Origin of the sequence: Halolamina sp. CBA1230 (genome assembly GCF_002025255.2) — an archaeon.
Taxonomy (GTDB): Archaea; Halobacteriota; Halobacteria; order Halobacteriales; family Haloferacaceae; genus Halolamina.
This window is the reverse complement of sequence record NZ_CP054587.1, coordinates 1,814,347-1,839,868: the sequence shown is the minus strand read 5'-3', so window position 1 is coordinate 1,839,868 and position 25,522 is coordinate 1,814,347. Positions and strand designations below refer to the sequence as shown.

31 protein-coding genes are annotated in these 25,522 nt (G+C 65.6%); 13 read left to right on the top strand and 18 right to left on the bottom strand.

Going from position 1 to position 25,522, the window contains the following annotated elements:
* The first annotated feature begins 103 nt into the window (after nt 1-103).
* Both B4589_RS09700 and B4589_RS09695 read left to right on the top strand, forming a co-directional pair.
* Nucleotides 104-373, top strand: a complete 270-nt coding sequence (locus B4589_RS09700) for a hypothetical protein (RefSeq protein ID WP_079234079.1) — start codon at nt 104-106, stop codon at nt 371-373.
* 43 nt (nt 374-416) lie between these two features.
* Nucleotides 417-689, top strand: a complete 273-nt coding sequence (locus tag B4589_RS09695; protein ID WP_079234078.1) for a hypothetical protein — start codon at nt 417-419, stop codon at nt 687-689.
* Nucleotides 690-738: 49 nt separating this feature from the next.
* Here the strand turns inward: B4589_RS09695 and B4589_RS09690 are convergent, their stop codons facing one another.
* Complete coding sequence (locus tag B4589_RS09690) at nt 739-1,365, bottom strand: hypothetical protein (protein WP_079234077.1); 627 nt, start codon at nt 1,363-1,365, stop codon at nt 739-741.
* Nucleotides 1,366-1,440: 75 nt separating this feature from the next.
* On the bottom strand, nt 1,441-2,310 hold the full coding sequence (locus B4589_RS09685) for a sulfurtransferase (RefSeq protein WP_079234076.1): 870 nt from the start codon (nt 2,308-2,310) through the stop codon (nt 1,441-1,443).
* A gap of 148 nt (nt 2,311-2,458) precedes the next feature.
* Here B4589_RS09685 and B4589_RS09680 point away from each other — a divergent pair, with 148 nt between their 5' ends.
* Nucleotides 2,459-3,244, top strand: coding sequence for a sulfurtransferase (locus B4589_RS09680; RefSeq protein ID WP_079234075.1), 786 nt, complete (start codon nt 2,459-2,461; stop codon nt 3,242-3,244).
* 23 nt (nt 3,245-3,267) lie between these two features.
* Here the strand turns inward: B4589_RS09680 and B4589_RS09675 are convergent, their stop codons facing one another.
* Nucleotides 3,268-4,326 (bottom strand): AI-2E family transporter, encoded by a 1,059-nt coding sequence (locus B4589_RS09675; RefSeq protein ID WP_079234074.1) that lies wholly within the window; start codon nt 4,324-4,326, stop codon nt 3,268-3,270.
* 137 nt (nt 4,327-4,463) lie between these two features.
* On the opposite strand from B4589_RS09675, the gene B4589_RS09670 reads away from it, so the two are divergent.
* Nucleotides 4,464-5,615: a thiamine ABC transporter substrate binding subunit gene (locus B4589_RS09670; protein ID WP_079235211.1), complete on the top strand. Its 1,152-nt coding sequence runs from the start codon at nt 4,464-4,466 to the stop codon at nt 5,613-5,615.
* Nucleotides 5,616-5,756: 141 nt separating this feature from the next.
* Nucleotides 5,757-6,779, top strand: coding sequence for an LLM class flavin-dependent oxidoreductase (locus B4589_RS09665; protein WP_079234073.1), 1,023 nt, complete (start codon nt 5,757-5,759; stop codon nt 6,777-6,779).
* 373 nt (nt 6,780-7,152) lie between these two features.
* Here B4589_RS09665 and B4589_RS09660 read toward each other — a convergent pair whose 3' ends face one another.
* Together B4589_RS09660 and B4589_RS09655 are read right to left on the bottom strand one after the other, a co-directional pair.
* The gene (locus B4589_RS09660) at nt 7,153-7,410 is read right to left on the bottom strand and encodes a glutathione S-transferase N-terminal domain-containing protein (RefSeq protein ID WP_079234072.1); all 258 of its coding nucleotides are present in this window, start codon (nt 7,408-7,410) and stop codon (nt 7,153-7,155) included.
* 62 nt (nt 7,411-7,472) lie between these two features.
* The gene (locus B4589_RS09655; protein ID WP_079234071.1) at nt 7,473-8,873 is read right to left on the bottom strand and encodes an aryl-sulfate sulfotransferase; all 1,401 of its coding nucleotides are present in this window, start codon (nt 8,871-8,873) and stop codon (nt 7,473-7,475) included.
* Between the two features lie 151 nt (nt 8,874-9,024).
* On the opposite strand from B4589_RS09655, the gene B4589_RS09650 reads away from it, so the two are divergent.
* A complete protein-coding gene (locus B4589_RS09650; RefSeq protein WP_079234070.1) occupies nt 9,025-9,696 on the top strand; it encodes a hypothetical protein in 672 nt (223 codons plus the stop codon).
* A gap of 116 nt (nt 9,697-9,812) precedes the next feature.
* Here the strand turns inward: B4589_RS09650 and B4589_RS09645 are convergent, their stop codons facing one another.
* On the bottom strand, nt 9,813-10,502 hold the full coding sequence (locus B4589_RS09645) for a hypothetical protein (RefSeq protein WP_143414305.1): 690 nt from the start codon (nt 10,500-10,502) through the stop codon (nt 9,813-9,815).
* Nucleotides 10,503-10,741: 239 nt separating this feature from the next.
* On the opposite strand from B4589_RS09645, the gene B4589_RS09640 reads away from it, so the two are divergent.
* The 3 genes from B4589_RS09640 (at nt 10,742) to B4589_RS09630 (ending at nt 12,887) form a co-directional block, all read left to right on the top strand.
* Nucleotides 10,742-11,074 carry a hypothetical protein gene (locus B4589_RS09640; RefSeq protein WP_079234069.1) on the top strand — a complete coding sequence of 111 codons (333 nt, stop codon included), beginning with the start codon at nt 10,742-10,744 and terminating at the stop codon, nt 11,072-11,074.
* 124 nt (nt 11,075-11,198) lie between these two features.
* A complete protein-coding gene (locus B4589_RS09635) occupies nt 11,199-11,753 on the top strand; it encodes a hypothetical protein (protein ID WP_143414304.1) in 555 nt (184 codons plus the stop codon).
* A gap of 756 nt (nt 11,754-12,509) precedes the next feature.
* Nucleotides 12,510-12,887 (top strand): hypothetical protein, encoded by a 378-nt coding sequence (locus tag B4589_RS09630; RefSeq protein WP_079234068.1) that lies wholly within the window; start codon nt 12,510-12,512, stop codon nt 12,885-12,887.
* 69 nt (nt 12,888-12,956) lie between these two features.
* Here the strand turns inward: B4589_RS09630 and B4589_RS09625 are convergent, their stop codons facing one another.
* The 5 genes from B4589_RS09625 to B4589_RS09605 all read right to left on the bottom strand — a co-directional run bounded on the left by B4589_RS09625 (nt 12,957) and on the right by B4589_RS09605 (nt 17,654).
* Nucleotides 12,957-14,393: an NCS2 family permease gene (locus B4589_RS09625; RefSeq protein WP_079234067.1), complete on the bottom strand. Its 1,437-nt coding sequence runs from the start codon at nt 14,391-14,393 to the stop codon at nt 12,957-12,959.
* 153 nt (nt 14,394-14,546) lie between these two features.
* Nucleotides 14,547-15,266, bottom strand: a complete 720-nt coding sequence (locus B4589_RS09620) for a phosphoribosyltransferase family protein (RefSeq protein ID WP_079234066.1) — start codon at nt 15,264-15,266, stop codon at nt 14,547-14,549.
* Nucleotides 15,267-15,353: 87 nt separating this feature from the next.
* A complete protein-coding gene (pyrE, locus tag B4589_RS09615; protein ID WP_079234065.1) occupies nt 15,354-15,872 on the bottom strand; it encodes an orotate phosphoribosyltransferase in 519 nt (172 codons plus the stop codon).
* Between the two features lie 63 nt (nt 15,873-15,935).
* Nucleotides 15,936-17,042, bottom strand: coding sequence for a GNAT family N-acetyltransferase (locus tag B4589_RS09610; RefSeq protein ID WP_158081162.1), 1,107 nt, complete (start codon nt 17,040-17,042; stop codon nt 15,936-15,938).
* 72 nt (nt 17,043-17,114) lie between these two features.
* Nucleotides 17,115-17,654, bottom strand: a complete 540-nt coding sequence (locus B4589_RS09605; RefSeq protein WP_079234063.1) for a CDP-2,3-bis-(O-geranylgeranyl)-sn-glycerol synthase — start codon at nt 17,652-17,654, stop codon at nt 17,115-17,117.
* A 244-nt stretch (nt 17,655-17,898) separates the two neighbouring features.
* Between B4589_RS09605 and B4589_RS09600 the strand changes: the two genes are divergently transcribed.
* Together B4589_RS09600 and B4589_RS09595 are read left to right on the top strand one after the other, a co-directional pair.
* Nucleotides 17,899-18,291 carry a prefoldin subunit beta gene (locus B4589_RS09600; protein WP_255246067.1) on the top strand — a complete coding sequence of 131 codons (393 nt, stop codon included), beginning with the start codon at nt 17,899-17,901 and terminating at the stop codon, nt 18,289-18,291.
* Nucleotides 18,292-18,540 (top strand): DUF3194 domain-containing protein, encoded by a 249-nt coding sequence (locus B4589_RS09595; RefSeq protein WP_079234062.1) that lies wholly within the window; start codon nt 18,292-18,294, stop codon nt 18,538-18,540. It begins immediately after the preceding gene.
* Nucleotides 18,541-18,633: 93 nt separating this feature from the next.
* Here the strand turns inward: B4589_RS09595 and B4589_RS09590 are convergent, their stop codons facing one another.
* The 4 genes from B4589_RS09590 to B4589_RS09575 all read right to left on the bottom strand — a co-directional run bounded on the left by B4589_RS09590 (nt 18,634) and on the right by B4589_RS09575 (nt 22,333).
* Entirely contained in the window at nt 18,634-20,541 is a 1,908-nt protein-coding gene (locus B4589_RS09590; protein WP_079234061.1) for a DUF2070 family protein, read from the bottom strand.
* A gap of 56 nt (nt 20,542-20,597) precedes the next feature.
* Complete coding sequence (locus tag B4589_RS09585) at nt 20,598-21,152, bottom strand: GMP synthase subunit A (RefSeq protein WP_079234060.1); 555 nt, start codon at nt 21,150-21,152, stop codon at nt 20,598-20,600.
* A gap of 171 nt (nt 21,153-21,323) precedes the next feature.
* Nucleotides 21,324-21,722 carry a VOC family protein gene (locus B4589_RS09580; RefSeq protein ID WP_143414303.1) on the bottom strand — a complete coding sequence of 133 codons (399 nt, stop codon included), beginning with the start codon at nt 21,720-21,722 and terminating at the stop codon, nt 21,324-21,326.
* Between the two features lie 32 nt (nt 21,723-21,754).
* A complete protein-coding gene (locus B4589_RS09575) occupies nt 21,755-22,333 on the bottom strand; it encodes a hypothetical protein (protein WP_079234059.1) in 579 nt (192 codons plus the stop codon).
* Nucleotides 22,334-22,409: 76 nt separating this feature from the next.
* On the opposite strand from B4589_RS09575, the gene B4589_RS09570 reads away from it, so the two are divergent.
* Nucleotides 22,410-22,784 carry a DUF192 domain-containing protein gene (locus B4589_RS09570; protein WP_079234058.1) on the top strand — a complete coding sequence of 125 codons (375 nt, stop codon included), beginning with the start codon at nt 22,410-22,412 and terminating at the stop codon, nt 22,782-22,784.
* A gap of 511 nt (nt 22,785-23,295) precedes the next feature.
* Complete coding sequence (locus B4589_RS09565) at nt 23,296-23,805, top strand: hypothetical protein (protein ID WP_079234057.1); 510 nt, start codon at nt 23,296-23,298, stop codon at nt 23,803-23,805.
* 162 nt (nt 23,806-23,967) lie between these two features.
* On the opposite strand, the gene B4589_RS09560 is transcribed toward B4589_RS09565, so the two are convergent.
* The 3 genes from B4589_RS09560 to B4589_RS09550 all read right to left on the bottom strand — a co-directional run bounded on the left by B4589_RS09560 (nt 23,968) and on the right by B4589_RS09550 (nt 25,365).
* Nucleotides 23,968-24,444 carry a type IV pilin N-terminal domain-containing protein gene (locus B4589_RS09560; protein ID WP_321169554.1) on the bottom strand — a complete coding sequence of 159 codons (477 nt, stop codon included), beginning with the start codon at nt 24,442-24,444 and terminating at the stop codon, nt 23,968-23,970.
* A 77-nt stretch (nt 24,445-24,521) separates the two neighbouring features.
* Nucleotides 24,522-24,944: a type IV pilin gene (locus tag B4589_RS09555; protein ID WP_079234055.1), complete on the bottom strand. Its 423-nt coding sequence runs from the start codon at nt 24,942-24,944 to the stop codon at nt 24,522-24,524.
* 1 nt (nt 24,945) lies between these two features.
* Nucleotides 24,946-25,365, bottom strand: coding sequence for a type IV pilin (locus tag B4589_RS09550; RefSeq protein WP_079234054.1), 420 nt, complete (start codon nt 25,363-25,365; stop codon nt 24,946-24,948).
* Nucleotides 25,366-25,522: the final 157 nt, after the last annotated feature.

The following is a 25,522-nucleotide window of genomic DNA, read 5'->3' as shown; positions in this document are numbered from 1 at the left end:
TGGCACAAGGCAGGCGGTGGACGGACTTGAGCGGCGCGGTCGTGGGAACCGTTCGCACCGCCGAGCCGAACCGCTTTCCCGCCGTCGGTCCGACCGTCCAGCCATGTCCGACGACCGACTCCGCACGGCGAGCGAGGAACTGAGGGACGCCAGCGCCGCAGCCGACGACGAGGAGATTCAGCGGCGGCTGTACGACCTCTCCGACCGCATCGCCGCGCTCGCGGCTGCCGAGGAGACACCGGACGGCGACGACCTGATGCAACACCTCCACGCGCTCGGGGAGCTGCGCGAGACGACCGACGGCGACGTGAGCGACCGCGTCGATAGCGCGCTCGAGAACGTCCGGGAACGTCGCGAGGAGTTAGCGGACTGACCGCGGCCGAACGGCTTTGTCCCTCCGCGCCGAACCCGGACGTATGCCTCGGGAGAAACTCCAGACCGCGAGCGAGGAACTCCGAAAAGCCGCCGAGAGCGCGACCGACTCGGACCTGCAGGAGCGCCTCCACGAGCAGTCCGACCAGTTCGCCCAACTGGCGACCGCCGACCGCGGGCCCGACCAGGGACGGCTGGCGCGCCACCTGAACGCGCTGTCGGAGATCCGCGACGCCGCGAGCGAGGAAGTCGCGAGCCACGTCGACGACGCCGAGGAAGCGATCACCGCCTACCGCGAGACCGTCGGCGGGGTGTAGGCCCCTTCGTTTCGAGTGCAGGTTCTGATAGGTAGCGCAGGAGCGATCCTCAGCAGACGTTCTTCGGTTCGACGCCCATGGATTCGAGGGTGTCGACGTACCAGTCGTACGCCCCGTCGACCACGTCGGCGCCGACCTCGTGGGCCGTCTCCCAGTCGCTTTCGCCCTCGCAGTGGTCCGCGAGCAGGGCGGCCGCCTCGTCGCGGTAGTCGCCCAGTTCCGCGCGGAACTCCCGGAACTCGTCGGCGCTCTTGCGGTCGGCGTCGCCGACGAAGAAGCCGACCAGCTGGCCCGCGAGCTCCTCGAGCACCAGGAACGCCGCCGCGGCGCCGGCGAGCCGCTCCCGGTCGCTCTCACACGCCGCGAGCGCGTCGGCGGTGACACCCGTCGCTGACTCGCCCTCGGGGACCGTCGCCTCGCTGTCGAAGTCGTCGGCAAACGTTGCCGCGAACTCGGCGGCGTCGGCGAACAGGTCGGCCGCCTCGCCCTCGCTCGTCGTCGCCCAGCCGTCGAGAACCGACGCGAGTTCGTGGAGTTCGCGCGCGGTGCCGGCCCGGACGGCGTCGCCCTCCATCTCCCCGTCGGTCAGCGCGTAGACGGCTTTCGAGGAGCTCAGCCGCGAGAGTTCGGTTCCGTGAGCGTCCCGCAGGTCGTCGAGGAAGCTGTCGGCGTCCATACGCTGATGGTGGGCCAGCAGCGGCTTGTAGCCCACGGAAGCGGCGGTCGCAGTCGACCGCTGCGGGCGACGTCGCTATTCGGCGTCGCCGGTCTCGACGGGCGCGCCGACGAGATTACCCCACTCCGTCCAGGAGCCGTCGTAGTTCACGGTCGACTCGTAGCCGAGCAGTTCGTGGAGCGCGAACCACGCGATCGAGGAGCGCTCGCCGATGCGGCAGTAGGCGACGACGGACTCGTCGCCGTCGATCCCCTTCTCGGCGTACAGTTCACGCAGCTCCTCGGCGGACTTGAACGTCCCGTCGTCGTTGACCGTCGCGGCCCAGGAGATGTTCTGGGCGCCGGGGATGTGGCCGCCGCGCTGGGCGGTCTCGTTGAGTCCGGGCGGCGCGAGCACCTCGCCGCGGAACTCCTCGGGCGAGCGGACGTCGACGAGCGGAACGCCGCGGTCGATGGCGTTCTCGACGTCCTCGCGGTACGCGCGGATGTCCTCGAACGGGCCGCGGGCGGTGTACTCCTGCTCGGGGAAGTCGGGCTCCTCCGTGGTCGTCGGGTAGTCGTGCTCGAGCCAGTAGTCGCGGCCGCCGTCGAGCAGGCGGGCGTCCTCGTGGCCGTAGTACTTGAACTGCCAGTAGGCGTAGGCGGCGAACCAGTTGGAGTTGTCGCCGTAGAACACGACCGTCGAGTCGTTGGCGATACCGTGGGAGCCCAGCAGCTCCTCGAAGTCGTCCTGGCTCAGGATGTCACGCTGGGTCTGATCCTGCAGCTGGCTCTCCCAGTTGAGGCCGATAGCGCCGGGGGCGTGGACCTCGTCGTAGGCCTCGGTGTCGACGCTGACCTCCACCAGCCGATACTCGGGGTCGTCGCTCTGGAACTCGTCGAGATGCTCCTCCACCCAGTCGGCGGAGACGAGCGCGTCGGTCGCGTACTCGGAGTCTGTAACCATGATTCACTCGAGTGTACGGCAGCGTCCCACTTAAACGACCAGACCGCGGTCGCTCTCGCCGGCCTCTCGGACGGTGGAGCGGCGCACACGGGGCGCGGGCTGTGTCACGATCCGGAGGGCTAAGTCGGGGCGGGCCCTCGATCCGCCCATGCAACCGTTCGTCCCCGCGTCGTGGCTCCGGGAGCGCGACGACGTGGCAGTCGTCGACGTCCGCGACCCGTGGGAGTACGACAGCATCGGCCACCTGCCGGGTGCGGTCAACGTTCCCTTCGACGAGTTCCGTTCCGACGAGGGCGAGGCTGGGAAACTGCCGCCCCGCGAGGAGTGGGAGGAGCTGCTCGCGGCGGCCGGAATCGGGAGCGACAGCGAGGTCGTCGCCTACGACGACACGCAGGGCGTGTTCGCGTCGCGGTTCGTCGTGACCGCGCTACTGCTGGGCCACGACCCCGAGAAGCTCCACGTCCTCGACGGCGACTTCAGTTCCTGGCAGCGCGAGTACGAGACCAGCACCGACGCCGTCGACCCCGCACCAAGGGAGTACGAGAGCGACCCCGACGCCGAGACGCCGCTGATCGACTTCGACGCCGTCGAGGCGCTGCTGCCTGCGGCCGAGTCGGGCGACGTGACGCTCGTCGACACCCGCGAGGACTGGGAGTTCGCGGAGGGTCACCTGCCGGGCGCGGTCCGACTCGACTGGCGCGAACTCGTCGACGAGGACACGCGCGGACTGCGCCCCGAGACCGAACTCCGGGAGCTGCTGGAAGCGCGCGGGATCGTCCCCGGGAAGCGGACGGTGCTGTACTGCAACACCGCCAGACGAGTGAGCCACACCTACCTCGTGCTTCGGCAGTTGGGGTACGAGAACGTCGACCTGTACGAGGGGAGCCTCACGGAGTGGGAGGAACGCGGCGGGGAGTTGGTGACCGAGGAGTGACGCGGGGGTGAGCAGTCGGAGAGCTACTCGATGCCGGCTTCGCGATCGGAGCGGGCCGTCTCGTCGGCCAGCTCCTCGGGGCCGGGCGCCTCCTCGATCTGTGGCACCGTCGACAGCAGTTCGACCGTCTCGACCAGCAGGCCGACCGCGAGCGGCCCGAGCACGAAGCCGAGGGGGCCGATCGTGAGCACGCCGCCGACGAAGCCGACGAAGTACAGCGTCGTCGGCAGTTCGCCCGTCGCGGCGGCCAGTCGGGGCCGGATCACCGCGTCCGGGAGGAAGCCGACGACGACGAGGCCGACGATCAGCACCGTCGTCGCCCGCGGGACGTTCCCCGCGAGCACGTCGATGGCCGCGAGGACGACGATGACGACGCTGGGACCGACCACCGGAATGAACTGGAGCACGCCCGCGACGACCGCGAGCGTGAGCGCGGCGTCGTACCCCAGCAACGCGAACACGACGTACGCGACGACCGACGTGCCGGCGGCCGTCGCCGCTTGGACGACGTAGATCCCGACCAGCGTCGCGTGGATCCGCTCGTGGTAGCGCTCCAGCGCGCCGTGGAACTCCGCGGGCGCGAGTCCGACCGCGACCGTCCGAACCGACCCCGGTCGCGCGAGCAGGCCGTACACGACGATCGCGAACAGCAGCGCCTTGAGCGAGAGCACCGTCGCGGCGCTCGCGATCGAGAGCGCGGCGTCCCGGAGCGCGGCGCCGGCGGCCGCGATCAGCGGCGTCGTCTCGATCACGAACGAGAACTCCCCGACGACGATGGGGATCGTCTCCGGGAGCGAGCGGGCGAGATCTATCAGCTCCGACCGCCGGCGGTAGAGCACGAACGCCACCGGGACGACCGCGACCACCAGCGCCAGTCCGGCGACGCCCGTGACCGTGCTCGTCGCGGCCCGGCGGGAGTAGCCGCGGGTGACGAGCGCCTGTCGGAACGGGAACAGCGTGTACGCCACCGTGATGGCGAACACGACCGTGTACAGCACCTCCGCGAGCACTACCGCCGACAGCGCCGTCAGCGCGATCAGCGCGAGCACGAGCAGCCGGGTCTCACCCCAATCGCTGTTCATACACCCCACGCGGAGCGGTGGGGCAAAACCGTTGTCCCGGGGGGAGGTTCGCGGCTGACCGATCCGGCGGTCGTTGTCGCGGATCGCACGCCTTAACTACAACCCGGAGAAATCACTGCGTAATGAGCGACGAACGCATCGACAGGCGACGGTTCCTCGCGGGCGCCGGCGCGGCGGGCGCGGCGCTGCTAGCGGGCTGTTCGGCCGAGCAGGTCGACTCGCCGACCGGGACGGAAACGGACACGCCGACCGGAACGGGGACGGAGGCAGCCGGGACGACAGTGGGCGAAACCGAGGGCGGCGGCACGCTCGTCGTCGCGACGTACAGCTCGTTCATCGACGCGGTCAGCTCCAGCCCCGGCGCGTGGATCAAACAGCAGTTCGAGTCGGAGTTCGACGCCGACCTGGTGTACCAGACGCCGCCGAACGAGCTCGACCAGTACATCCAGCGGGCCAACGCCGACGTGGAGATCGACGCCGACGTGTACGTCGGGCTGAACGTCGACGGGCTGATCCGCCTCGACGAGAACCTGGAGAGCGGGTCGCTGTTCGCCGAAGCGCCGGATCTCGCCGGCGCCGGCGACATCAAGGACGGGCTCGGCTTCGACCCGAAGGGCCGGGCCGTACCGTACGACACGGGGTACATCAGCCTCGTCTGGAACGCGACCGCCGACGGCGGCGAGTTCGTCGCGCCGGAGACGTTCGACGGGCTGCTGGAGTCTCAGTACCGCGGCGATCTGATCGCCCAGAACCCCTCTACCTCGGCGACCGGCCGAGCGTTCCTCCTGCACACGATCAAGGCGAAAGGCGAAGAGAACTACCTCGACTACTGGGCGGACCTCCAGGAGAACGAGGTCCGGATCCTCGACGAGTGGGACCCCGCCTACGCCGCGTACAGCAACGACGAGGCGCCGATGGTCGTCTCCTACTCCACCGACCAGGTGTACGCCAACCGACAGGGACAGGATATGGACCGCCACCAGATCCGCTTTTTGAACGATCAGGCGTACGCCAACCCCGAGGGGATGGCCCGGTTCGCGAGCACCGACAGCCCCGAGCTCGCGCAGTCGTTCATGGAGTTCGTGCTCCGCCCCGAGGTGCAGGCCGAGATCGCGGTGCGGAACGTCCAGTTCCCCGCGGTCACCGACGCCGAGTTCGGCGAGGAGCACGCCGAGTACGAGCAGTACGCCCAGGTGCCGCCGGAGGCGGTCAGCTTCACCTACGACGAGCTCCGGGGGAACCTCCAGGGTTGGATCGAGGAGTGGAGCCGCCAGATCGCGAGCAACTGAGGCGTCGGCGCCCACCGGACCATCCCACCCCTGCTGACGCCGCACTCTCCCCCCGCTGACGCCCGACGAACGGCCGCGGTCCCACCCCACGCCCGGACCCGCTAGCCGAACCGTTTTCCCCCGCAGTCCCCGCCGTTCGGTATGAAGCTCTCCGCCGTCGACCTCTCGCCGGTGCCCGCGGACGGCACCGCGACCGACGCCTACCGGAACAGCGTCGACGCCGCCAAGCAGGCCGAGCAGTTGGGGTTCGAACGCTTCTGGGTCGCCGAACACCACGGGATGGGGAGCCGCCTCGCCGGCGTCGCCCCGGAGGTGCTGCTGGGCCACCTCGCCGCGGAGACCGAGTCGATCCGGCTGGGCTCGGGCGCGGTGCTGCTGAACCACTACAGCCCGCTCAAAGTCGCCGAGCAGTTCGGCGTCCTCGACGGGCTCGCGCCCGGGCGCGTCGACGCCGGGCTGGGGCGGGCGAACGGCTCGCCCGCCGTGGACCGGGCGCTGGGGACGAGCCGCCGGCAGCGGAACCCCGACGAGGACCACCGCGAGAAGATCGAGGCGGTGGTGAACCACCTCTACGACGCGTTCCCCGCGGGTCACGAGTACGCCGACGTGGAGATCCCGCGGTCGGACGCCGCCGAGCCGGAGCCGTGGGTGCTCGGCTCCAGCGCCTCCAGCGCGAAGATCGCCGGGAAACTGGGACTGCGGTTCTGTTTCGCGGCGTTCATCCGCCCGAGCTTCGCAGTGCCGGCGTTCGAGGCGTACCGCGAGACGTTCGAGCCGTCGTCGCTTCCCGGCGGGGTCGAGGAGCCGACGGGGATGGTCGCGCTCAACGCCGTCGCCGCCGAGACCGACGAGGAAGCCGCGCGCCTGCGGGCGGTCGCGGAGGCGTCGTTCCAGCGGATGCAGCGCGGCGAGCGCGGGACGACGCCGTCGGTCGAGGAGGCGATCGACGAACTCGGCGGGGTGCCCGACCCGACGCCGGAAACGCTCGACGAGGACGAGTGGCCGCGCGCGATCTCGGGCGGTCCGGGGACGATCGCGGGGCTGTTCGAGCAGTTGGCCGACCGCGTCGGGGTGGAGGAGATGATGATCCAGCACGTCGTGCCGGAGCAGGCGGCGGCGCTGCGGTCGCACGAACTGATCGCGGAGGGCGTGAACGGTGGGTGAGGTTCTCGGTCGGAACTGATCGGGGGACTGTGAGATTTTGCGAGGACGGCGACGCCACTACGACAGCGAACAGCAACAGCATCTCGATCGTTGGCACTGAAACCGCGACAGCAACAGCATCTCGAAGCATGGCCACTTGTGACCGCAGGGTGTCGGACACGAGGCCCATCATCAGAAATCGGAGATTTCTGATTGGCAGACGAGAGCCGCAGGCTCTCGTCAACGGCACAGCGCCGAGTCCCCACCCCTCCCCCCGCGGGCGCGACCATCGCGCCCGCGAGGCGTCCACCGCCACTGCACCGCTACCGCAACCGTAACTCAACCGTCGCTACTCGTCTGATTCCGCAGAAAACGAGAACCGAGACGCGACCGCTTACGACGCGCTGTCGCCGTACGTCTCCTCGAGGTACTCGACGATGTCGTCGCTCTCGGGCATCCCCTCGACGCCGTGCTCCTCGTCGACGAGCACGGGCACGCCGGTCTGGCCCGAGACCTCCTTCACCTCGTCGCGCTGGTCGTGGCTGGAGGGGACCATCACCGAGTCGTACGCCAGATCGAGTTCGGCCAGTTTGTCCTTGACTTTCGCACAGTACGGACAGCCTTCGAGTTCGTACAGCGTGAGGTTCGCCATCACCGACGAGTAGGCGTGTAACACTGAAAAACGCCGCGACGCCGGCGAGCGTGCAGGCTACCTCAAACGGCCCGCTCGCGCAGCGACCGGAGGCCGTCGGCGATCCGTTCGCGCTCCCGGACGGCCTCGGAGAGCCCCCAGCCGGCCAGCAGCAGCAACGCACCGATCACGCCCGCGAACTCCCAGGAGTCGAGCCAGACGGGCTGGAACCACGGCGCCAGCCGCCCCCAGAGCCCCGCGAACTCGATGACCGGCCCCTCGACGACCGTCCCCTGTGCGCTCCCCGCGAGCCACGAGGAGAACGTGGCCGAGAGCCCGCCGGCGGAGCCGTACACCGCCTTGTGGCCGCTTACGCCCTGGTCGCGCATCGTCGGCCCGTTGGACTCGTCGCCGGTGCCGATGCGTTCGGCGTCGTACGGCGACCAGGTGGCGAAGTACTCCCAGACGATCTCGCCCTGCGGCGTGATCTCGATCACGCGGTGGTTCATCGAGTCGACGATCATCGTGTTCCCGTTGGGGAGGCGGTCGGCGTCGCGGGGCCAGGAGAGCGACGCCGAGGAGCCGGCGCTCCAGACGTGCTCCCACTCGCCCTGCTCGTTTTTCGTGTACTCGATCACGCGGTCGTTCTCGCTGTCGGCGACGAGGATCGTCGGATCGCCCTCCTCGGTCGTCAGCCAGTCGGGGTTGTGCTGTTCGTACAGCGTCGAGTGGTCGCCGTCCTCGCCGAGGCGTTCGGTGATCTCCTTGGACTCGATGTTCACCGCGATAACCTGGTCGAAGTTCCGCGGCGAGAGCAGCAGTTCGGTGCCGTTCCGGATCACCTCCACGTCGTTGACGTGGGTCCAGTCCTCCGCGAAGCCGCCGTCCGTGGAGTTGGGGTAGTGGTTGCGGAACGTCCACTCCCAGTCGACCTCGCCGTCCTCGCGGTCGTACAGCACCGCGCGGTCGTTCGAGCAGTCACAGGAGTCGTTCCACTGCCGCATGTTGGCGATCGCGAGGTGCGTGTCGTTGTACACGTCGATGTCGTGGGTGTCGTGGTACGGCAGCGTCTCCTCCCAGACGCGCTCGCGGCTCTCGCGATCGAGTTCGAACACGGTCGTCCCGCCGGGGTTGGTGGAGACGACGAGGAGGTTCCCGTTCGGCAGCGGGTCGACGTCGTAGAACCACCGCGAGCCGAGCGCGTCCTCGTACGCCCAGTTGGTGGTGGCGTTGCCGTCCGCCGAGACCACACGGGCCGGCTTCTTGCGGTTCCCCTGGCCCTGGAAGTGGTACCCCTGAATCCCGACGACGGTGGCGTTGTCGGCCGGCTGTTCGACGGTGCCGGGCCCGAGCTGGCTCGGCCCCGCGTCGTCGCCGCCGCCGACGCCGAGAGCCGCGCCGGCGGCGGGCGCCAGCAGCGAGAGGACGAGGAGGAGCGCCATCCCGCGGACCAGCCACAGGCGGGACGGGAGACTGCGTTGCATAGTCGCGCAAACGGGGGAGCGAGGGAAGGTGTTGCGATTCCGGGTACGCCGCCAGTAGTCGGTCGCACGGTTCTTTGTTCAGGTAAAATACCGGCGTATCTGAGAGAGATACGCCCTATACAGCTATTATCTCTCCAGCCAGACGTAGGCCATGCCGACTCCTGAAACAGCTATACTTTGGATTCACATTGCTGCGGGAGTTACTGCGCTGCTAGCGGGTGTCGGTGCACTTGCCACCACAAAAGGCGGCCATCGCCACCGGCTTGCTGGCCGGGTCTACGTCGGAGCAATGAGTGTGGTCGTCGGAACTGTTCTTCCATTACTCGTTTTCGACCCAACCCCGAATCGGATATTTCTCACACTAGTTGCCGTTTTTAGTGGCTACTTCGCGTTTTCTGGCTATCGAGTTCTTTCCCGGAAACGGTCCACGGACACTGTTGAGCGAATCGATTGGATAGCTGCAGTTCTCGTCGTCGGCGCGTGTCTGTTCCTCGGGGGATGGGGTGCTGGTTTTCTTCTTGGTGGGGATGCGTTCGGAACAGTGATGGTCGTTTTCGGTTCTATCGGCCTTCTCGTGGGAGTCTCTGATATCCGGGAGTTCCGTAGTTCGGACCGGCGAGGCCCATGGATGATTGAGCATCTCGGACGAATGATGGGGGCGTACATCGCTACGGTCACGGCAGTGTCGGTTGTCAACTTCAGTAACGTCTCACCAGTCGTGAGCTGGCTCTGGCCAACCGTTATTGGAGTTCCACTCATTTGGTACTGGTTCCGCAAGTACGGGAACGTGGGTCCGTTTGCCCGCCTATACCCGGCGAAATGAACCCTGAATCAGGGTACACCGGGTGAATATGGCATCATGACCCTCGGTTACCTGCCATTCTGGGTGAGGTCGTCTGAACGGTGCTGGAGCTCCGGTCGGTGGTAGATTCAGGAGACTTATTCTCCTTGTAACGCTGCAAGGCTCAGGTTGACGAGAACCACTAACAAGTACGGGAGTAGAACCCGAATTGGCCATATCACAAAGCCGGCAATCGGAATCACGAAAAGCAATAGAGTCGTTACAACCGTTCTCTTACGTATCCAATCAGCAGACTCAGAGCGAGTTCGTTCCTGAATCGAAACCCCCTGCTGATGGAGGAGCTTACAGAATCGGGATTTACTCTCCTGTGGGATAAGGAAAGCACTCCCCTCTGCGAATGATCGCTTTTGGTCTAGTCGGACAAGCGTATCATCTCCGAACGAAAAGAATCGAACTCCCTCAAGATCGTCGAATTCGATGATCGTTTCGTGGTTGTTCCCATACATTGTGGGATCGCCCATAGGGTAGCTCACGGTCATTTCACCCTCGCCCACACTTACTGTAGTTTCAATGAACCGCTCTGAGGACTGGAAAAGGACAATTAGCATTATTGCACAATACATCTCATAGAAGGCCACACCTTCACCGCCAAGGAACACCCCGAGAGCTAACAGACTGGAAGGAATTATCGCAAGTGTTGACCACCATAGCGAGTGGCTGAAGTCAGCGATCGTATATTTAATGCGGCGTGGCAGCTTCCGAATACCACGAGTCTGTACAGTCCACGTTATTTCTCCATCACTCTCCTTTCCGTGTTGTTGGTCCAACTTAATCGCATACTGGCCTCCAAAACAATAGTCCCTTCGAGTCAACATAGGAGAGGGTAAGAATAATCCGGCCCATAGCTAGAAGTATATTCCACCACACAGTCTGCTACGCTAGTTTAAAAAAGTAGTTGGGCACTTTTTTCAGAATTATCACTCTGATTTTTGCTCAATTTAGGTGAAGAACGTATCATTCAGTACAGGCGGCATATTTACGTCAGTATTGTTCGATTAGACGACTAATGACCGATTGGGAACGTGTGAGACAAGAACTCAAAGAGGCAGGCTATTCTGGATTCGAGTTCGATAGCGGCGATACGGCCGTGCCGGGGCTGTCTGGTGAGTGGGTCTCCGGCAATATCCCACGTGAGGGAGGACTGAAACACGAGAACCAACCACTTTGGATACGGATTCTCGCGCTACTGGGGCGTAGTGCTGTGGGAACCGACCCAGAAAATGCCCCGGAAAGCATACGCAACATCGCCACTGAACACGGGTTGGAAGTCGTGATAATCAGCGTCTCTACCGATGAGGCGCGTATCGCACTTTGTGACCCCTCAAAGTATGATTTGTAACGATGTGTTCAGGTGAAGCACCAATCGCTAAGAATAGCGGAACTACTCACACTACGATACCGAAGTAAACTCAATAATCTATATCCGCACAAAGCACTTCCCTTTGGGTGAGATTGTCTCTGATATGCTCCGCTCCAAGACAGCCGCGTTAGTGGTCTCTATGGGGCTCGTAGCGTTGGCTTTTCCGTCAAGTGTCTTGAATTTCCTTTCCATTCTTCCCGGAATTGATATTGCGTCTTTCTCGTTTTTACGATGGTGGGGTGCAGTCTACATTGCCGCAGGAGTTCTTGTTGAGTGGAATCTTCGGTCTGATCGATCTACTCAGTCCGCTATAAAGAGTGTCATAGGAGCCGCGGTTGCCTGCGTGGGCACTCTTCTTCTGGCAATCCTTCTTAGTAGTGAATCTGCGATCTTCCGGAACTTCGCACTCTCTGCTGGAGTGGTGATTCCGTTAATCGTCGGAACCATGAACACGACTAAGAGACGAATAATTGCAGTTTCATTAGTTCTTGTACCGATCAGTATCGGGATGGTCGTAATCGGTCGCCCATTCTCCTCTGCCGCACCAGCAGTGTGGGTACCTACGATTTTCACCCTCTACTCGCTTGTATTCGGTATCCCGTTGTACGTACTTGGGAGAGATTGGCGGTTGGATCGACGCCAACCGAGGACTACTTGAAACGCCTTTCTCCTTATCCAAGACAAGCGCGATAGGCACAGTAGAACAGCTTAGAAACCGAATTGCCATCTTATTCCGGCGGTCTATTCCGTCGGAACAACGCGGAAATTGACTGCTAATGGAGGGTTTGCAAACACGACGAACCGATACTTTCCAGGTGTGAATGTAACTTCGGCTTCCTCTTCGCTGACACCATGATCCTCAGCTAATGCTGTTGGTGACAGGGGGACAGTTATAGTGAGAGTGTCACCGGGAGATATCAACGTAGCACAGAGGAGGTGCCATCGTTGGTCTGTCCATACAGCGTGCTTCCATGTTCCGTCTTCGAATTTCTGGATGGCCCACGGAATGTGACATCCAACACTAATGTTCTCAGATTCTCCAGTATGTTGGAGTTCAAATGTGATAGATTCCCCGCGAGGAACTGCATCTGTAGGTGCTTGGAGTAGGAGCGGCTCTCGTTCGTATGTGATCGGTTCTAACTCGAAATAAGCCGGTTCTGAAGTGTCCTTTGACGCCAAAGGGCCGAGCCCAACGGCTGTCCCGGCAGCACCACCTCCTAAGAGCGCTAACGCACCAGCCCCGAGTAATTCCCTGCGTTTCATACTGTCTTCACCTTACATCTGACTCCTAATAATGGAATGGTAAGGACAAAGGGCCGATTTAGATAACCGTGCTATCCCCCTATCGATAGATACAGACAAGGCATTTACCAGTTCCCTGACTCTACGAGAATATGTCGAAGGTGGTAGGAGGATGACTGAACGAAATCGGCACCTCGCGGTGGCAGTAATAGCCGGATTCGTGAATCTCGGGCTGCTCCTATGGTATGGAGAGGCCATGTTGAATCTGTCCGGGCCGGGGCCGAACGTGAGTCGGCTCAATTTCGTCGCAACATGGTCGTACTGGATTGGTGGCCTCTGGGCGATGGGCGCGCTCCCCACATATCTTACCGTCCGTAATCGACTTGGTAGTCCGCTCCTGCTGACTGTCCTGCTCACGGGCTACTGTTTCTGGGACTTATTCTCCACGTCGATGGAGTCGTTCACCCCGCTATACTACGGCGTCTGGCCGTTCTTTCTCATAATTATCTTGGTTGTGGGTGGCGTTGAATATTACTTCCGCCACTCATAGGTTTGGACGAACTACTCACCAGCTGTTTCGCGGATGCTCCGAACGGAGAAATCGCGCAACTGTCTACTGCTACATCACGCCGCTAGTCCGCACCGCGAAGTAGACCACGAACGCGCCCGCCAACAGCCACTGGCCGGGATGGGTGTCGTCGAGTTCGCCGGCAGCGAACTTCACGATCGGGTAGGAGACGATCCCCGCGGCGATGCCGTAGGCGATCGAGAACGTGAAGGGCATCACCATGATCGTCATCCCGGCCGGGATCGCGTAGGTGAGATCGTCCCACGCGACCTCGACGGCGTTGCCCAGCATCACGACGCCGATGACCACCAGCGCGATGTGGGAGGCGTACTCCGGGATCGCGGCCGCCAGCGGGACGAACGCGAGCGAGAGGATGAACAGCCCCGCGACGGTCAGCGCCGTCAGGCCCGTGCGGCCGCCCTCCTCGACGCCGGTGGCGGACTCGATGTACGTCGTCACCGTCGAGGTGCCGAGCATCCCGCCGACGGTGGTGCCGACCGCGTCGGCCATCAGCGGCTTGTCGATCTCGGGGAGGTTCCCGTCCTCGTCGAGGAACCCCGCGGTCTGGCCGACGCCGACCAGCGTGCCCGCGGTGTCGAAGAAGTCGACGAAGAAGAAGGTGAACACGATCAGCGCGAACGTGAACGCGTCGACGTTGCCGAACCCTTCGAGGAACGCGCCCGCCAGCGGCCGGATGTCGTACGCCGCGAGGCTGTACGTCGTCGTCGAGCCGGTGAGGAAGATGTCCGTCGCGATCGAGGCGTCGCCGGGGACGTTCTCGGGGTTGTACGCGGTGTACCCGAGCGCCGCGGCGGCGTAGCCGACGACGCTCGTCCCGAGGATCCCGATCACGATCGACCCCCGGATCCCGCGGGCGTACAGCGCGAACGTGAACAGCAGGCCGGCGACGGAGATCAGCGCCACGGGGTCTTCGGCGAACACCGGCGAGAACGTGACGAACGTCGCGGCGTCGCCCGCGACGACCCGCATCGACTCGAAGCCGATCAGCGCGAGGAACAGGCCGATCCCGGACCCAACGGCGAGTTTGACCGGTTCGGGGAACAGCTTGATCACGTACTCCCGCGCGCCGACGGCGGTGAGCGCGATGAACAGGATCCCCTCGACGACCACGGCCGCGAGCGCGGTCGTCCAGTGGACGCCCATCCCGATCACGACCGTGTACGCGAAGAAGGCGTTCAGCCCCAACCCCGGCGCCTGCGCGAACGGGCGGTCGGCGTACAGCGCCATGATCAGCGTCGCCACCGCGGCGGAGATGATCGTGACCACGGCGAGCATCGCGATCAGTTGCCCCCGCCCGACGCCGACACCGCCGTCCGAGAGGATGGCGTCGGCCAGGATCGCGGGGTTGACGACCACGATGTAGCTCATGGTCAAGAACGTGGTCAACCCCGCCAGGAGTTCGGTCCTGACGGTGGTGTCGCGGCTATCGATGTCGAAGTAGTCGGCCAGCGTCTCTGTGAGACCCATCCGTATAGGTGCACATCGAGACGGACTGGTACTTGAGGCTTTCCCAACGGTATGCACAAACGCGCCCAAACCTGCTGGGTGAGTGGCGTGTCGCCGCCGCTATCTGGGAAGTTTATACACGAATATGGGTAGGCTGGCCGCAGCGGGGCGGCCTCAGTGATCCTCGAACGTCGTCAGCGCGCCCACCGGTGCGTCGGTGATCTCGCGGGCGCGGTCCATCCCCTCGTCGCCGACCGCGATCAGGGTGAACACGCCGCCGACGATGGCGTCGGACTGGTCGACGATGTCGAGCAGCAGTTCCTGGGTCTCGCCGGAGCGGATCAGGTCGTCGACGACGAGCACGGTGTCGCCCGCCGAGACCGCGCTGGCGGGGAGGTAGTAGGTGAGTTCGATCCCGGAAGCCAGTCGCTGGCGGGACTCGATGAACTCCTCGACGGCGGTCTCCTTGCGCTTCTTGGCGTAGGCGATGTCGGCGTCGAAGTAGGAGGCCATCGCGGCGCCGAGGGTGATCCCGTCGGTCGCGGCGGTCAGCACCACGTCCGGGCGGTCGAACGCGAACGACTCGGCGGCGACCGGCGCGACGAGGTCGAGGAACGACTGGTCGAACACGACCTCGCTGTTGTCGACGTACCCCTCGTCGTCGACGGAGATCCGGGACTCCAGCTCCTCCGACAGCGCTTCCTTCCCGACGCTCTCGACGGTCTCGCGGGCGCGCTCGACGCCGGGCAGCACGTGCCCGTTGACGTAGCGGTTCAGATCGCCCGCCGGCAGGCCGGTGAGCTCCGCGAGTTCGTCGTACGTTCGGCTGCGCTTCAGCGTCCGCAGGACGGCGACGGCCCGTAGCTGCAGGGCCGCCTTCTCTGCACGGTTCATGGACACCCTCACTGTTGCACAACCATGAACACGTCGAAGACGTCGCGTACGAAAAACGGACAGCGATGTGCGTAGCGAGGGGAGCAGCTACCGTTCGTCCAGCAGCTCCGAGGCGGTCACGAGCGCCTCCATCTCGACGCCGTGCTCGGCGAGGTTCTCGCGGCCGCCCTCCTCGCGGTCGACGACCAGCAGCGCGCGGTTCACCTCGGCGCCAGCGTCACGCAGCGCTTCGACGGCGTCGACCGCGGACTGGCCGGTGGTGGCGATGTCCTCGACGACGACGACCTCCTCGCCCTCAGCAAGGCGGCCCTCGATGCGGTTGCCCGTCCCGTACTCCTTCTGCTCCTTCCGGGCGATCACGTAGGGCACGTCGGCGGTGATGCTCGTGGCCGCCGCGAGCGGGACGCCGCCCAGCGCGACGCCGCCGAGCTTCTCGCCGTCGAGGCGGTCGGCGAACGCGTCGGCGATCAGGCGAAGACAGCGCGGGTCGGTTTCGAACAGGTACTTGTCGACGTAGTAGTCGCTGGTGCCGCCGTGGGAGAGTTCGAACTCGCCGAACCGGACCGCGTCGGCGTCCCGGAGCGCCTCGATCAGGTCGTCGGTCATGGGCGTGGGTGGGCGTGGGGTCGGGAAAAACTGGTCGGTGCCGCGTCGGCGGGGCGTGCCGACTCAACGGACCCGAACGCGCCAGTTCTCGGCGTCCAGCACGTCGAACCCGTCGGGGAGGTCGGCGTCCTCGAAGGCGTGGACGAACGCAGTGTCCTCGCCGGCGGTGAACCGGGACAGTAGCGGGTGCTCGGACGGGAGGAAGCCGAACGCCGACAGCAGCGACGGCCGACAGAGCCGTTCGTTGACGACCGGGCCGGTGACCGAGATCGCCGGTGCGGACCGGTGCTCCGTGAGGACCGCCTCGAGCAGCGCGGCTCCCCCGCCGGCTGGGAACGTCGACGGAACCGCGTCGACGATTTCGGGGGATGCCCCCGGGCGGGTGCGGATCACGGCCGCCGCCGCGGGCGAGCCGTCGGTCGACGCGAGAAACGTCTCGTGGTTCCAGTGCGGGTCGGCCTCGAGCCACCGATAGAGCGGCTCCTCCCTGCGGGCGTGGAGCGAGCGCGGTGGGCGGGTGTCGTACAGGCTGGCGAGCTCGTCGGCGGGAACGCCGCGACGGCGCTCGACCCGCCACTCTTCCGGAACGGATCTCCTGAGCCGCCTGACGGCGTGATACCCCCGCATCACCGTGTTCGCCACCGCGCCGACGCCCGGGTCGAGCGGCGTATCGAGTCGGTCACGGACGTACCGTCCCGGCCGCTGGACGCGTAGCGACTTCCTCGGGCCGGTTCCGAGCGCGTCGAACCCCATCTCCCTGTAGCCGGGGGCTGATTTCTCGTTCGCGAAGTTGAACAGGAGCGACACGCCGTGTTCGTCGAGCGCGTCGACCGTCCGCTCCATCATCCGCGAGAACAGTCCACGCCGCCGATGGTCGGGGTGGACCATCGCGTTGTTGAGGTACGCGGCGACGAGATCGGCCGAGTCAGCCCGCATCGGGAACGGAACGAACGGGCGAGCGCCGACGACCTCGCCGCCCGCGTCGGCCACGATCATCGTCGGCTCGTCGAAGTAGGGGTTGGTCTCGTACGTGTGGGCGAGCCAGTCCGCCTCCCGATCGGTCCCCCACACTCGCTCGAACAGCGAGAGGATATCGTCCCGGTCGTCGGGGTCGTACCAGCGGACGTCGTACCGCTGATCGGTCGCTTCCTCGGGGGACGGTTCACCCATACGTGTCCATCTGGGCTCCACAGCCATAGTTAGAAGCAGTGTTCAGACTGCTAGGGGATCCGACCCGGCCGCTCACCAGGGCTCGTCTTTCACGCCGAGCCAGTACGCGATCCCGTTGGTGCCGAGATGCAGCAGCGGCGTGACGACGGCGACGACGGCGACGCGTTCGAGCGAGAACACCCGGAGCGTCCAGTCGGGCGCGAACAGCAGCGCGAGCAGGAGCGCGCCGACGACGAAGTCGAGCTGGTCGAGCCCGGGGAACGCCGCCCCGCGCTCGCGGCCGCTACGGCGTTTGATAAAGGAGGCGCCGATGTCGCCCAGCATCGCGCCGAGTGCGAGCCCCAGCGCCGCGTTGATGGGGAAGCCGGGGAGCGTGATCCCGAGCGCGTCGCCGGCCGCGGGCGCGACGGCGTCGAGCGCGAGCGCGAGCGCGAGCCCGACCGCGGTGCCGACCGCGGTGCCGCGCCAGGTCTTCCCGTCGCCGAGCAGGCGCGTGCCGCCGAGGGTCCGCCCGCCGTCGATGGGGCGGCCGCCGCCCGCGAGCACGGCCGCGTTGTTCGGAACGTACGCCGGGAGCATCGCCCAGAGCGCGCCGGCGATCAGCTCGAGCATGGGCGATCCGTCGGTTGGGAGTGTGGTAAGTCCGGTGGGTCCGCCCGGCGAGTGGAGGCGGGCGGGACGGTTGGTCTCGTCGGCACGGTGAGCCGACGAGGACAGCGGGTCCGGCCGGCACGGTGAGCCGGCCGGGACGAGGGCCCGTCCGGGGAGTAGAGGCGGCGGGGACCGCGATCCGCCCGGTATTTCCTCGTAGGCCCAAATACGGGGCTTTTTCAGGCCGAGGAACTTCGGTAAGGGTATGCAGGGTAGTCTGCCGCCCGAGGCGCAGGAGAAGATCGAGGAGCTACAGGACCTTCAGGAGACAACCGAGCAGCTCTCGGCCCAGAAGACGCAGGCCGAGACCTCGCTCAACGAGGCCGAGACCGCCCTCGAGGCGCTCGAGGACATCGACGAGGACACCACCATGTACCGAGAGATCGGTGAGCTCCTCGTCCACACCGACTACGAGAGCGCCAAGGACGATCTCGAGGAGAAAGTCGACAGCCTCGAAGTCCGCGTCGACCAGCTCGAGAAGCGCGAGCAGAAGACCCAGGAGCAGTTCGAGGAGCTGCAGGAGGAGCTCCAGCAGATGCTCCAGGGTGGCGAGGGCGGCGGCCCGATGGGCCCCGGCGGCCCCGGCGCCGGCGCGTAAATGAGCGAGGCCGAACCGACCGACGAGGAGGTCGTCGAAACCGCCAGCGCGGCCGCCGAGGGTGTCGTGCTGGACCGCTACAAGCAGTCCGAACTGACCGACCTCGACGTGACGGTCACGTTCGAGGACGGGACGCTCGAGGTGGACGTGTACGTCAACCCCCCGGCAGACGCCGAGCCTGACGCCGAGGACGTCGCCGACGAGGCGGCCCGCGCGGCCCAGGACGCGGTCGACGAACTGTTCGACTGACGGGACACGCGTTCCCTCTCTCTCCGATGCGCCCCGATTCGGGGCGAACGCTTCCGCTCTTGACGGTCGAGTACGTCTCGAACGCGGTCGTTCTCAGGTGACGAAGAAGAGCAGGACGCTGATCGCGATCACCGCCAGGCTGACCGCGAGCGCGAACGCCCCGCCCAGCGACACCACCGCGTTGGCGTGGGAGGCGAGCGTCTCGGTGCGGTCGTTGCCGAACACCGTCACCTCCGCGCGCTCGGTGGCCATCCCCGCCTCCACGGGTTCGAGGTCGTCGCGGGCCTGACCGACGAGGTCCGTGACGGTGTCGATGAACGCGCTGTGGTCGATCTCCGCGCCGACCTGGTTGTCCGCCTCGACGGTGTTGACGATGTGGGTGTCGGTGGTCATCACCTCCGCGTGGTCGAGGTCACCGTCGAGCAGCTCGTCGACGGTTCGGTCGCGGAGCCACGGCTCCATGTTGTTGCCGTCGACCAGCACGTACGCCGTCTCCTGCCCGTCGACCTCGGTGACCGCGACCCGGATCCCCAGCGGGCCGATCCCCTCCTGTGGGACCCACTCGGTCTCGTCCCACGCGGTCCCCAGCGAGAGCGGCGCTTCGGGGGCGTCACCCAGTTCGCTGCCCGCCGCCTCGGCGGCGGTGATCATGTCGAACGAGCGGGGGCTTCCGGGGGTGACGTGGCCCAGATCCGGGCCGTCGAGCCCGTTGTTGCAGTTGTGGGCGTCGACGAGCAACACGTCGTCGAGCCCGTTGGTCCGGGCGCCCTCCGTCGCCGTGAGGCCGACGCCGTACTCCACGTCGTCGGCGAAGTCGGGCGAGAACGTGTTCACCAGCAGGCCGTCACCGCCGAACGCCTGCCCGAGCAGTTTGGCGTCGCCGGACTGGGTGCGGACGCTCCCGGTCGCCGCGTCGTCGTACTCGATGCGGCTGTGAGCGCGGTCGGCGGCGTCGATCAGGCGGTCGACCTCGCGCTCGGTGACGAGGTTGAAGTCGTGGCCTGCGGTGGCGTGGGGCGGGAACGCCAGCCCCTCGGCGGTGTCGGCGACGCGTTCGGGGAGGTTGCCGCCGCCGATCTCGCCCATCGGTCCGGGGTGGATCATCGGCAGCACGAACCGCGCCTTCTCCTCGCCGTCGGGGTGGCGGAAGGCAAGGACGGTGACCGGGACGATCGCTTCCTCGCCCAGCTGTTCGAAGAAGTCCTCCAGCTCCCGGGTCCCCTCGGCGACGTGGCCGATGAACCCCCGGAGGAAGTCGAGCATCGAGACGCCCATCGAGCGGCGCCACGGCCGATCGACCGCGACGAGGAACACCCAGACCGCACCGGCGTAGATCACACAGAGGACGCCCAGCAGCCCGAACTGCTGGGGCGAGAGCGTGGTCAGCACGCCCGGGGCCTCGGCGGACTCGTCGAGGAACGGGGTGAGGAACGCCTCGACGATCGGCCCACCCTCCGCGAGGTAGCGGATCGCGCCGCTGTACACGAACAGCAGCGCGCCGGCGACCGCGGTCTGGATGCTCGCCGGCAGCACCGCGACCGGGAGCGAGGTGCGTGAGACTGCCATCACCACCAGCAGGCGCAGCGCGAACACCGACGCCAGCGCGAACATCAGCGCGTCGAACACGAACGACTGCCCAAGCGCCGGCACGAGGAACGCGACCAGTGCGGCGACGCTCACCACCGCGACGATCACCAGTTCGCAGATCAGCGCGAGCAGCGACGCGCGGTTGTAGGTGAGGCGCCCGCCCGTGTAGCGGTCGACCCACGGCGTCGCAAAGCCGGCGACCACCGTCGGCACGCCGATGAAGAAGATCCCCTCCCACGCGTCCTGGCCGACGAAGAGGATGCCGCGGAACACCGCGTTCGCGTCGCCGCTCTCGAACGCGCCGATGCCCGCGACGGCGGCCACCAGCAGGGCGAAGGCGAGGCTGGTGTACCAGTTCGGGGCCCGAAAGATGAACCGCGAGAGCCCCGCGAGGTTGCTTTGGGACGCCGTCATCGATATCGGGTGGGATCCGGACGGCCTAAAACCCGTGACTTTCCGTCCCCGGCCGGCTACCAGTTCTCACAGATCGTCTCGAACGCCTCGAACACCGCCTCGCCCTCCGCGGTGTGGGCGACCTCGGGGTGCCACTGGACGCCGTAGAGCCCGCGGTCGGGGTCGCTCATCGCCTCGACCTCGCAGACGTCGCTGCGGGCGGTGCGCGTGAACCCCTCGGGCACCTCGTCGACCTCGTCGGCGTGGCTGGCCCAGACGCGCGTTTCGGGCGCGAGATCGCCGAGCAACGGGTCCTCGTCGTCGAGGATCTCGACGGTCACGTCGGCGTAGCCGCCGTACTCGCCGCTGTGGGTGCTGCCGCCCAGCTCCTCGGCCACGAACTGCATCCCGAGACAGATGCCCAGCACGGGCACGTCCATCTCGAGGTAGTCGGCACAGCGGCCGACCCGGTCCATCGAGGGGCCGCCCGAGAGCACGAGCCCGTCGGCGTCGATCTCGGCGGGGTCGGTGTCGTTGTCGAGGATCTCGGTGTCGACGCCGAGATCGCGGAGCGCGCGCCCCTCGAGGTGGGTGAACTGCCCGTGGTTGTCGATGACGACGATCCTGGTCATGCGCTGTGTTGGCCGACGAGGCTCAAAAGTAGCTCGGAACCGGGGCGAGATGGGCACGTTCGTGGTCAGATCGAGAACGGGTCGAACCGCTCGTTCCGGCCGTTCCACTGCTCGATGTCGCGCTGCTCGCGGTGTCGAGGTACACCTCGACGACGTTGCCGTCCGGGTCGTTCACGAGAGCGAAGCTCTCGTTAGCCAACCAGAACCTTCGATTCTGGTGACCTCGAAGTACAGCGCCTTGCTGACGCCGTTGTCGACCGGCGAGACCGCGACCTCGCGCTCGCACAGGCGCTCGGCGGTCGCCCGGAGCTCCGCGGCGCTGTCGACCTCCCACGCGGAGTGGTACAGGCCGACGCGGGGGCCGCGGGGGTCGGCCGGGACGCCGTCGTCGACCTCCTCGGCGCCGATGCCCTGGAGCGCGAGGTCGTGGTGGTGCTCGCCGACGGAGAGGAACGCGTAGCGGTCGAACCGCTCGGCCACGTCGAGGCCGAGCACGTCGCGGTAGAACGCGACGGCGCGGTCGACGTCTGTCACTTTCAGGTGGACGTGGCCGAGGTGGTCGGCGGGCATACCCCTACCGACAGCGTCGAACGCGGCATGATTTACTCCTCCCGGCGCTCGCTGGCCGACCGGAACCCCAGCTCGGAGAGCTCCTCGCTCCGGCGGCGCTCGCGTTCGGCGATCGCCTCCGGGTCGGGGTTGGCGTCGTCGTCGACCCGGGCGAACGAGCGGTGGACCTTGGTGTGACACCAGCGACAGAGGCCGACCGTGATCTCGTGGGAGGGCTCCGCGTCCGCGGGACGGTCGTCCGCCGGCTGGTCCGTGCCGGCGGCACCTGCATAGGAGAGGTGGTGCTCCTCGACCAGCGGGCGCGCGTCCGCGTCGTGGGCCAGTCTGACCTCCTCGAGCCCACAGCGGGCACACTCCTTCGCGTCCGTCGTCGAGCGGTAGTGCGGGCAGCGCGACCAGTCGGGGTCCTCGCCCTCGGTCGACGCCGCCTCCGTGTCGGCGACGACGCAGGCGTAGTCGTCGGCGCGGCGCTCGGCCGCGAACTCCGGATCCTCGCCGGCGTGATCGAGCGCGTACCGGCAGCGGCCGTCGTTCGTGAGGTGGTCACAGCGCCCGGCGACCGCGTAGGGGTCGTCGACGCCGACGGGCGTCCCCTCGGGCGTCTCCTCCATACCCGCGGTGGGGCGCGCTCGGCCTTGAACGCTCGGGGGCGGAACGCTTAGTAGGGCAGCGACGGGAGCGGGTGGCGTGCGACTCGTCCATCACCGAGACGGCGAGGCCGCTCCATCGGCGGGCGAGGTGGAGACGCGGATCCTCGCCGACGACGTCGAGCGGGCCGAGGGGCCGGTGGCGCAGTCGCTGGGGCTGATGTTTCGCCCCTCGATCCCAGAGGGGTACGCGCTGGTGTTCCCGTTCGCGGAGCCGGCGGACCGGACGATCCACACGCTGTTCGTGTTCGAACCGCTCGACGTGCTCTGGCTGGTCGACGACGAGGTGATCAAAGTCGACCGACTGCGGCCGTTCCGCGGGCTGACCCACGGGCTCGCGGACACGGTGATCGAGCTCCGGGCCGGCGGCGCCGACGGCGTCGAGCCGGGCGACACTGTGGTGCTCGAGAACTGATCCGCCGGGGCTGGCGAGGGCGACACCGTTCCGGTCGCAGGAACGGGGATCCGTGTTCGACCGAGCGTCCGACGGGAAGCAGCGTCCTCGCCGGTCCGTCGGCCGCGAGGCTCGTCGTCCCCTTCGACGGGTCCGAGCTCGCTGGGACCGCACTGGTTCGAGCGGCGGCGTTCGACGCGGGCACCGTCGCCGAAAGGGCCAGCGAAAGAGCCAGCTAACGCGGAGCGTCGGCGCGACGGGCGACGATCGGATCGTGACTAACCGTCGGGGTCGTCGAGCGAGGCGTCAGAAGGACCTTCATAGCTAACCGACGCGCTGCGGCGTGTTCCAGTATGTCGAAGCCGGGTTCGCTCGACGCCGTCGACGCCCGTGGCGGGGTCGGACTGACGGCCGCGCGACCGTCCGGCCGCCCGCACTGGTCGCGTTCGAGTGACGACCGTCCGCGGTCGGTGTCCGTCGTCGGCGGAAGACGCCGTCCGGCGGCGCCCGGCCGACGGTCACGGAGGCGCTGATGGGCGAGCGGGACCCGTTTCTCGTCGCGTTCGTCCTCGCGCCGGCGCTCGTCGTCGCCGAGATCGTCCTCCACGAGGTCGTTCACGCGGCGATCGACTACGCCGCGTCGGGGACGCTGGCCGCCTGCGGGCTCGGGCCGTGGACGTACCACGCGGGCCGGCTGGCGACCTGCTACAGCTCGCCCGGCGTCGGTGCGTGGAACAATCTCCTCACGCCGCTGCTCATGGCGACGGCCGGGATCCTCACGATGCGGTACTCGGTGACCGTCTCCCGGACCGGCGTCCGGTGGGCGCTCCTGACCGCCGGCGCGGCCGTGACGCTGTACGAGTCGCTGTACGCCGCGGCGATCTGGGGGATGCCGCTCGTGCGACCGTCGGGCGTCGTGTATCAGGGCGACGGGATCGACGCCGTCGAGGCGTTCGGCCCCGGGGCGATGGTCCCCGGGGTCGTCCTGTTCGCGGTCGGCTTCTGGGTGCTCGTGGGGCGCGTGGACGAGGCCGAGCGGTGAGTGGGGGTCGGCGGGCTTCGCAATAGAGTTCGACGGCCGTTCAGGGGTATTTGCTCGGGTGGTTCTCGGTTCGAGCGAGAGATTTGGGGTCGACGATGGGGATAGAGATGTTTCTCGTTCGTCCGGGCGTTCGGTTCAAAGAAGTGTGTGAAGGTGGGCGAGCTACTCGACGTCGACCGTCTTGTCGAGTAGGATCGAGTCGCTCGGCACGTGGACAATCTGGACTTCGTACTCGCCGTCGAATTCGACCTCATCAACGGTACCATCAGCACCATTATTGGTGATAGCAACCGTCACAGTCGATCCGACGGTCAACGAACCGGGATCACCGCTAAGTCCGATATCGGCAGTGGGAGACGAACTTACCGTGGCGTTTGGAGTATCACTCCCATCCCAGATCGTAGTTTGCGAGTCTGAAATAGGGTCGGTAATCCTGATCTCGTAGTCTTCAGCGGGGATTTCGTCACCCCCTCCATGACTAATGTCGAGTACAGTGGTAGATGCAGCACCTTCAACGGAACTACTACCTTCCGCATCTTCCGCATCAAGCTGCGCCTGCGGCGCCTGCTGCAGGCTATCGCCTAGGCCCAGGACGAACGTGCCGATAACCGCTGCCAGAATCACGGTGATGGCGACCATCAGGATGACCCCGATAACGGGGCTGACACCCCGTTCATCGTCAATTATGGATTTAAGATTTGTTTTCATGGTTGAATCTAGGCTTCGACCTCGGTATCTAGGAGAATCGATTCAGACGGATCATGGACAACGGTAACAGTGTAAGTACCACTGAGAGTACCCCCTCCACCATTGATTGACCCGCCGACGGCTAATTCATCATCAGTATTATATCCGCCGAAAGACAATGATGGATCAGTACCATCGGGATCCACAATATTAATCGTTATCTCACTCTTCGGAAGCGGATCTCCACCGTTGTGATTGATGTAAATTGTACCACTGTCTGTCGTCGCATCAAGTTGGGCCTGTGGCGCCTGTTCTAGGCTGTCACCGAGGCCTAGGACGAATGTCCCGATCACGGCTGCCAGAATCACGGTGATGGCAACCATCAGGATAACCCCGATGACGGGACTGACACCTCGATCAACATCGAATATATTCTTAATTTGTTCCATCATTCTATGCTGTTGTATCTACTTCTGTATCAAGCAGGATCGACTCAGAGGAGTCGTGAATAACTGTTACGGAAACCGATTCTCCAGTTGTGTCTGGACTCGAATCGGTGATAGTTTGCCCAACTGTGAACTCACTACTGGTGAAATCACTAGTGTCATCGGTACCATCGGTACCAACTTGGATTGTGATTTCATTCACGGGTAAGGGATCACCACCATTGTGATCGATACTAATTTCCCCTGACGTATCCGAATACGCCTCAAGCTGAGCCTGCGGCGCCTGTTGAAGACTGTCCCCCAGACCCAGCACGAACGTCCCGATCACCGCAGCCAGGATCACGGTGATCGCGACCATCAGTATAACACCGATGACAGGTGATACCCCTCGCTCCTCTTCGAGCATCGCTTTGATTTTCTGCTTCATGTTCTTTCGACCCGGGGGTTGGCACACCCTACCGCACGCAGGCGTGCACCTTCCTGACCGCGTCTACTCCTCGAAAATCGGAGGTGATGTATAAACCCGGTGCCCCAATTATCATCCGCGAAAAGGTCTTTTCCAGTGATATGCGCGGGAAAGCCGG

Excerpts from the sequence above, each read along its gene's own strand:
- B4589_RS09585 (WP_079234060.1), bottom strand. The coding sequence starts at position 21,152 with ATGACCAGGATCGTCGTCATCGACAACCACGGGCAGTTCACCCACCTC.
- B4589_RS09685 (WP_079234076.1), bottom strand. The coding sequence starts at position 2,310 with ATGGTTACAGACTCCGAGTACGCGACCGACGCGCTCGTCTCCGCCGAC.
- B4589_RS09580 (WP_143414303.1), bottom strand. The coding sequence starts at position 21,722 with ATGCCCGCCGACCACCTCGGCCACGTCCACCTGAAAGTGACAGACGTC.
- B4589_RS09620 (WP_079234066.1), bottom strand. The coding sequence starts at position 15,266 with ATGAACCGTGCAGAGAAGGCGGCCCTGCAGCTACGGGCCGTCGCCGTC.
- B4589_RS09630 (WP_079234068.1), top strand. The coding sequence starts at position 12,510 with ATGACTGAACGAAATCGGCACCTCGCGGTGGCAGTAATAGCCGGATTC.
- B4589_RS09550 (WP_079234054.1), bottom strand. The coding sequence starts at position 25,365 with ATGAAGCAGAAAATCAAAGCGATGCTCGAAGAGGAGCGAGGGGTATCA.
- B4589_RS09560 (WP_321169554.1), bottom strand. The coding sequence starts at position 24,444 with ATGGTCGCCATCACCGTGATTCTGGCAGCGGTTATCGGCACGTTCGTC.
- B4589_RS09575 (WP_079234059.1), bottom strand. The coding sequence starts at position 22,333 with ATGGAGGAGACGCCCGAGGGGACGCCCGTCGGCGTCGACGACCCCTAC.
- B4589_RS09675 (WP_079234074.1), bottom strand. The coding sequence starts at position 4,326 with ATGAACAGCGATTGGGGTGAGACCCGGCTGCTCGTGCTCGCGCTGATC.
- B4589_RS09690 (WP_079234077.1), bottom strand. The coding sequence starts at position 1,365 with ATGGACGCCGACAGCTTCCTCGACGACCTGCGGGACGCTCACGGAACC.
- B4589_RS09555 (WP_079234055.1), bottom strand. The coding sequence starts at position 24,944 with ATGATGGAACAAATTAAGAATATATTCGATGTTGATCGAGGTGTCAGT.
- B4589_RS09695 (WP_079234078.1), top strand. The coding sequence starts at position 417 with ATGCCTCGGGAGAAACTCCAGACCGCGAGCGAGGAACTCCGAAAAGCC.
- B4589_RS09595 (WP_079234062.1), top strand. The coding sequence starts at position 18,292 with ATGAGCGAGGCCGAACCGACCGACGAGGAGGTCGTCGAAACCGCCAGC.
- B4589_RS09660 (WP_079234072.1), bottom strand. The coding sequence starts at position 7,410 with ATGGCGAACCTCACGCTGTACGAACTCGAAGGCTGTCCGTACTGTGCG.
- B4589_RS09650 (WP_079234070.1), top strand. The coding sequence starts at position 9,025 with ATGCCGACTCCTGAAACAGCTATACTTTGGATTCACATTGCTGCGGGA.
- B4589_RS09600 (WP_255246067.1), top strand. The coding sequence starts at position 17,899 with ATGCAGGGTAGTCTGCCGCCCGAGGCGCAGGAGAAGATCGAGGAGCTA.
- B4589_RS09610 (WP_158081162.1), bottom strand. The coding sequence starts at position 17,042 with ATGGGTGAACCGTCCCCCGAGGAAGCGACCGATCAGCGGTACGACGTC.
- B4589_RS09565 (WP_079234057.1), top strand. The coding sequence starts at position 23,296 with ATGGGCGAGCGGGACCCGTTTCTCGTCGCGTTCGTCCTCGCGCCGGCG.
- B4589_RS09655 (WP_079234071.1), bottom strand. The coding sequence starts at position 8,873 with ATGCAACGCAGTCTCCCGTCCCGCCTGTGGCTGGTCCGCGGGATGGCG.
- B4589_RS09635 (WP_143414304.1), top strand. The coding sequence starts at position 11,199 with ATGCTCCGCTCCAAGACAGCCGCGTTAGTGGTCTCTATGGGGCTCGTA.
- B4589_RS09590 (WP_079234061.1), bottom strand. The coding sequence starts at position 20,541 with ATGACGGCGTCCCAAAGCAACCTCGCGGGGCTCTCGCGGTTCATCTTT.
- B4589_RS09700 (WP_079234079.1), top strand. The coding sequence starts at position 104 with ATGTCCGACGACCGACTCCGCACGGCGAGCGAGGAACTGAGGGACGCC.
- pyrE (WP_079234065.1), bottom strand. The coding sequence starts at position 15,872 with ATGACCGACGACCTGATCGAGGCGCTCCGGGACGCCGACGCGGTCCGG.
- B4589_RS09605 (WP_079234063.1), bottom strand. The coding sequence starts at position 17,654 with ATGCTCGAGCTGATCGCCGGCGCGCTCTGGGCGATGCTCCCGGCGTAC.
- B4589_RS09665 (WP_079234073.1), top strand. The coding sequence starts at position 5,757 with ATGAAGCTCTCCGCCGTCGACCTCTCGCCGGTGCCCGCGGACGGCACC.
- B4589_RS09680 (WP_079234075.1), top strand. The coding sequence starts at position 2,459 with ATGCAACCGTTCGTCCCCGCGTCGTGGCTCCGGGAGCGCGACGACGTG.
- B4589_RS09625 (WP_079234067.1), bottom strand. The coding sequence starts at position 14,393 with ATGGGTCTCACAGAGACGCTGGCCGACTACTTCGACATCGATAGCCGC.
- B4589_RS09640 (WP_079234069.1), top strand. The coding sequence starts at position 10,742 with ATGACCGATTGGGAACGTGTGAGACAAGAACTCAAAGAGGCAGGCTAT.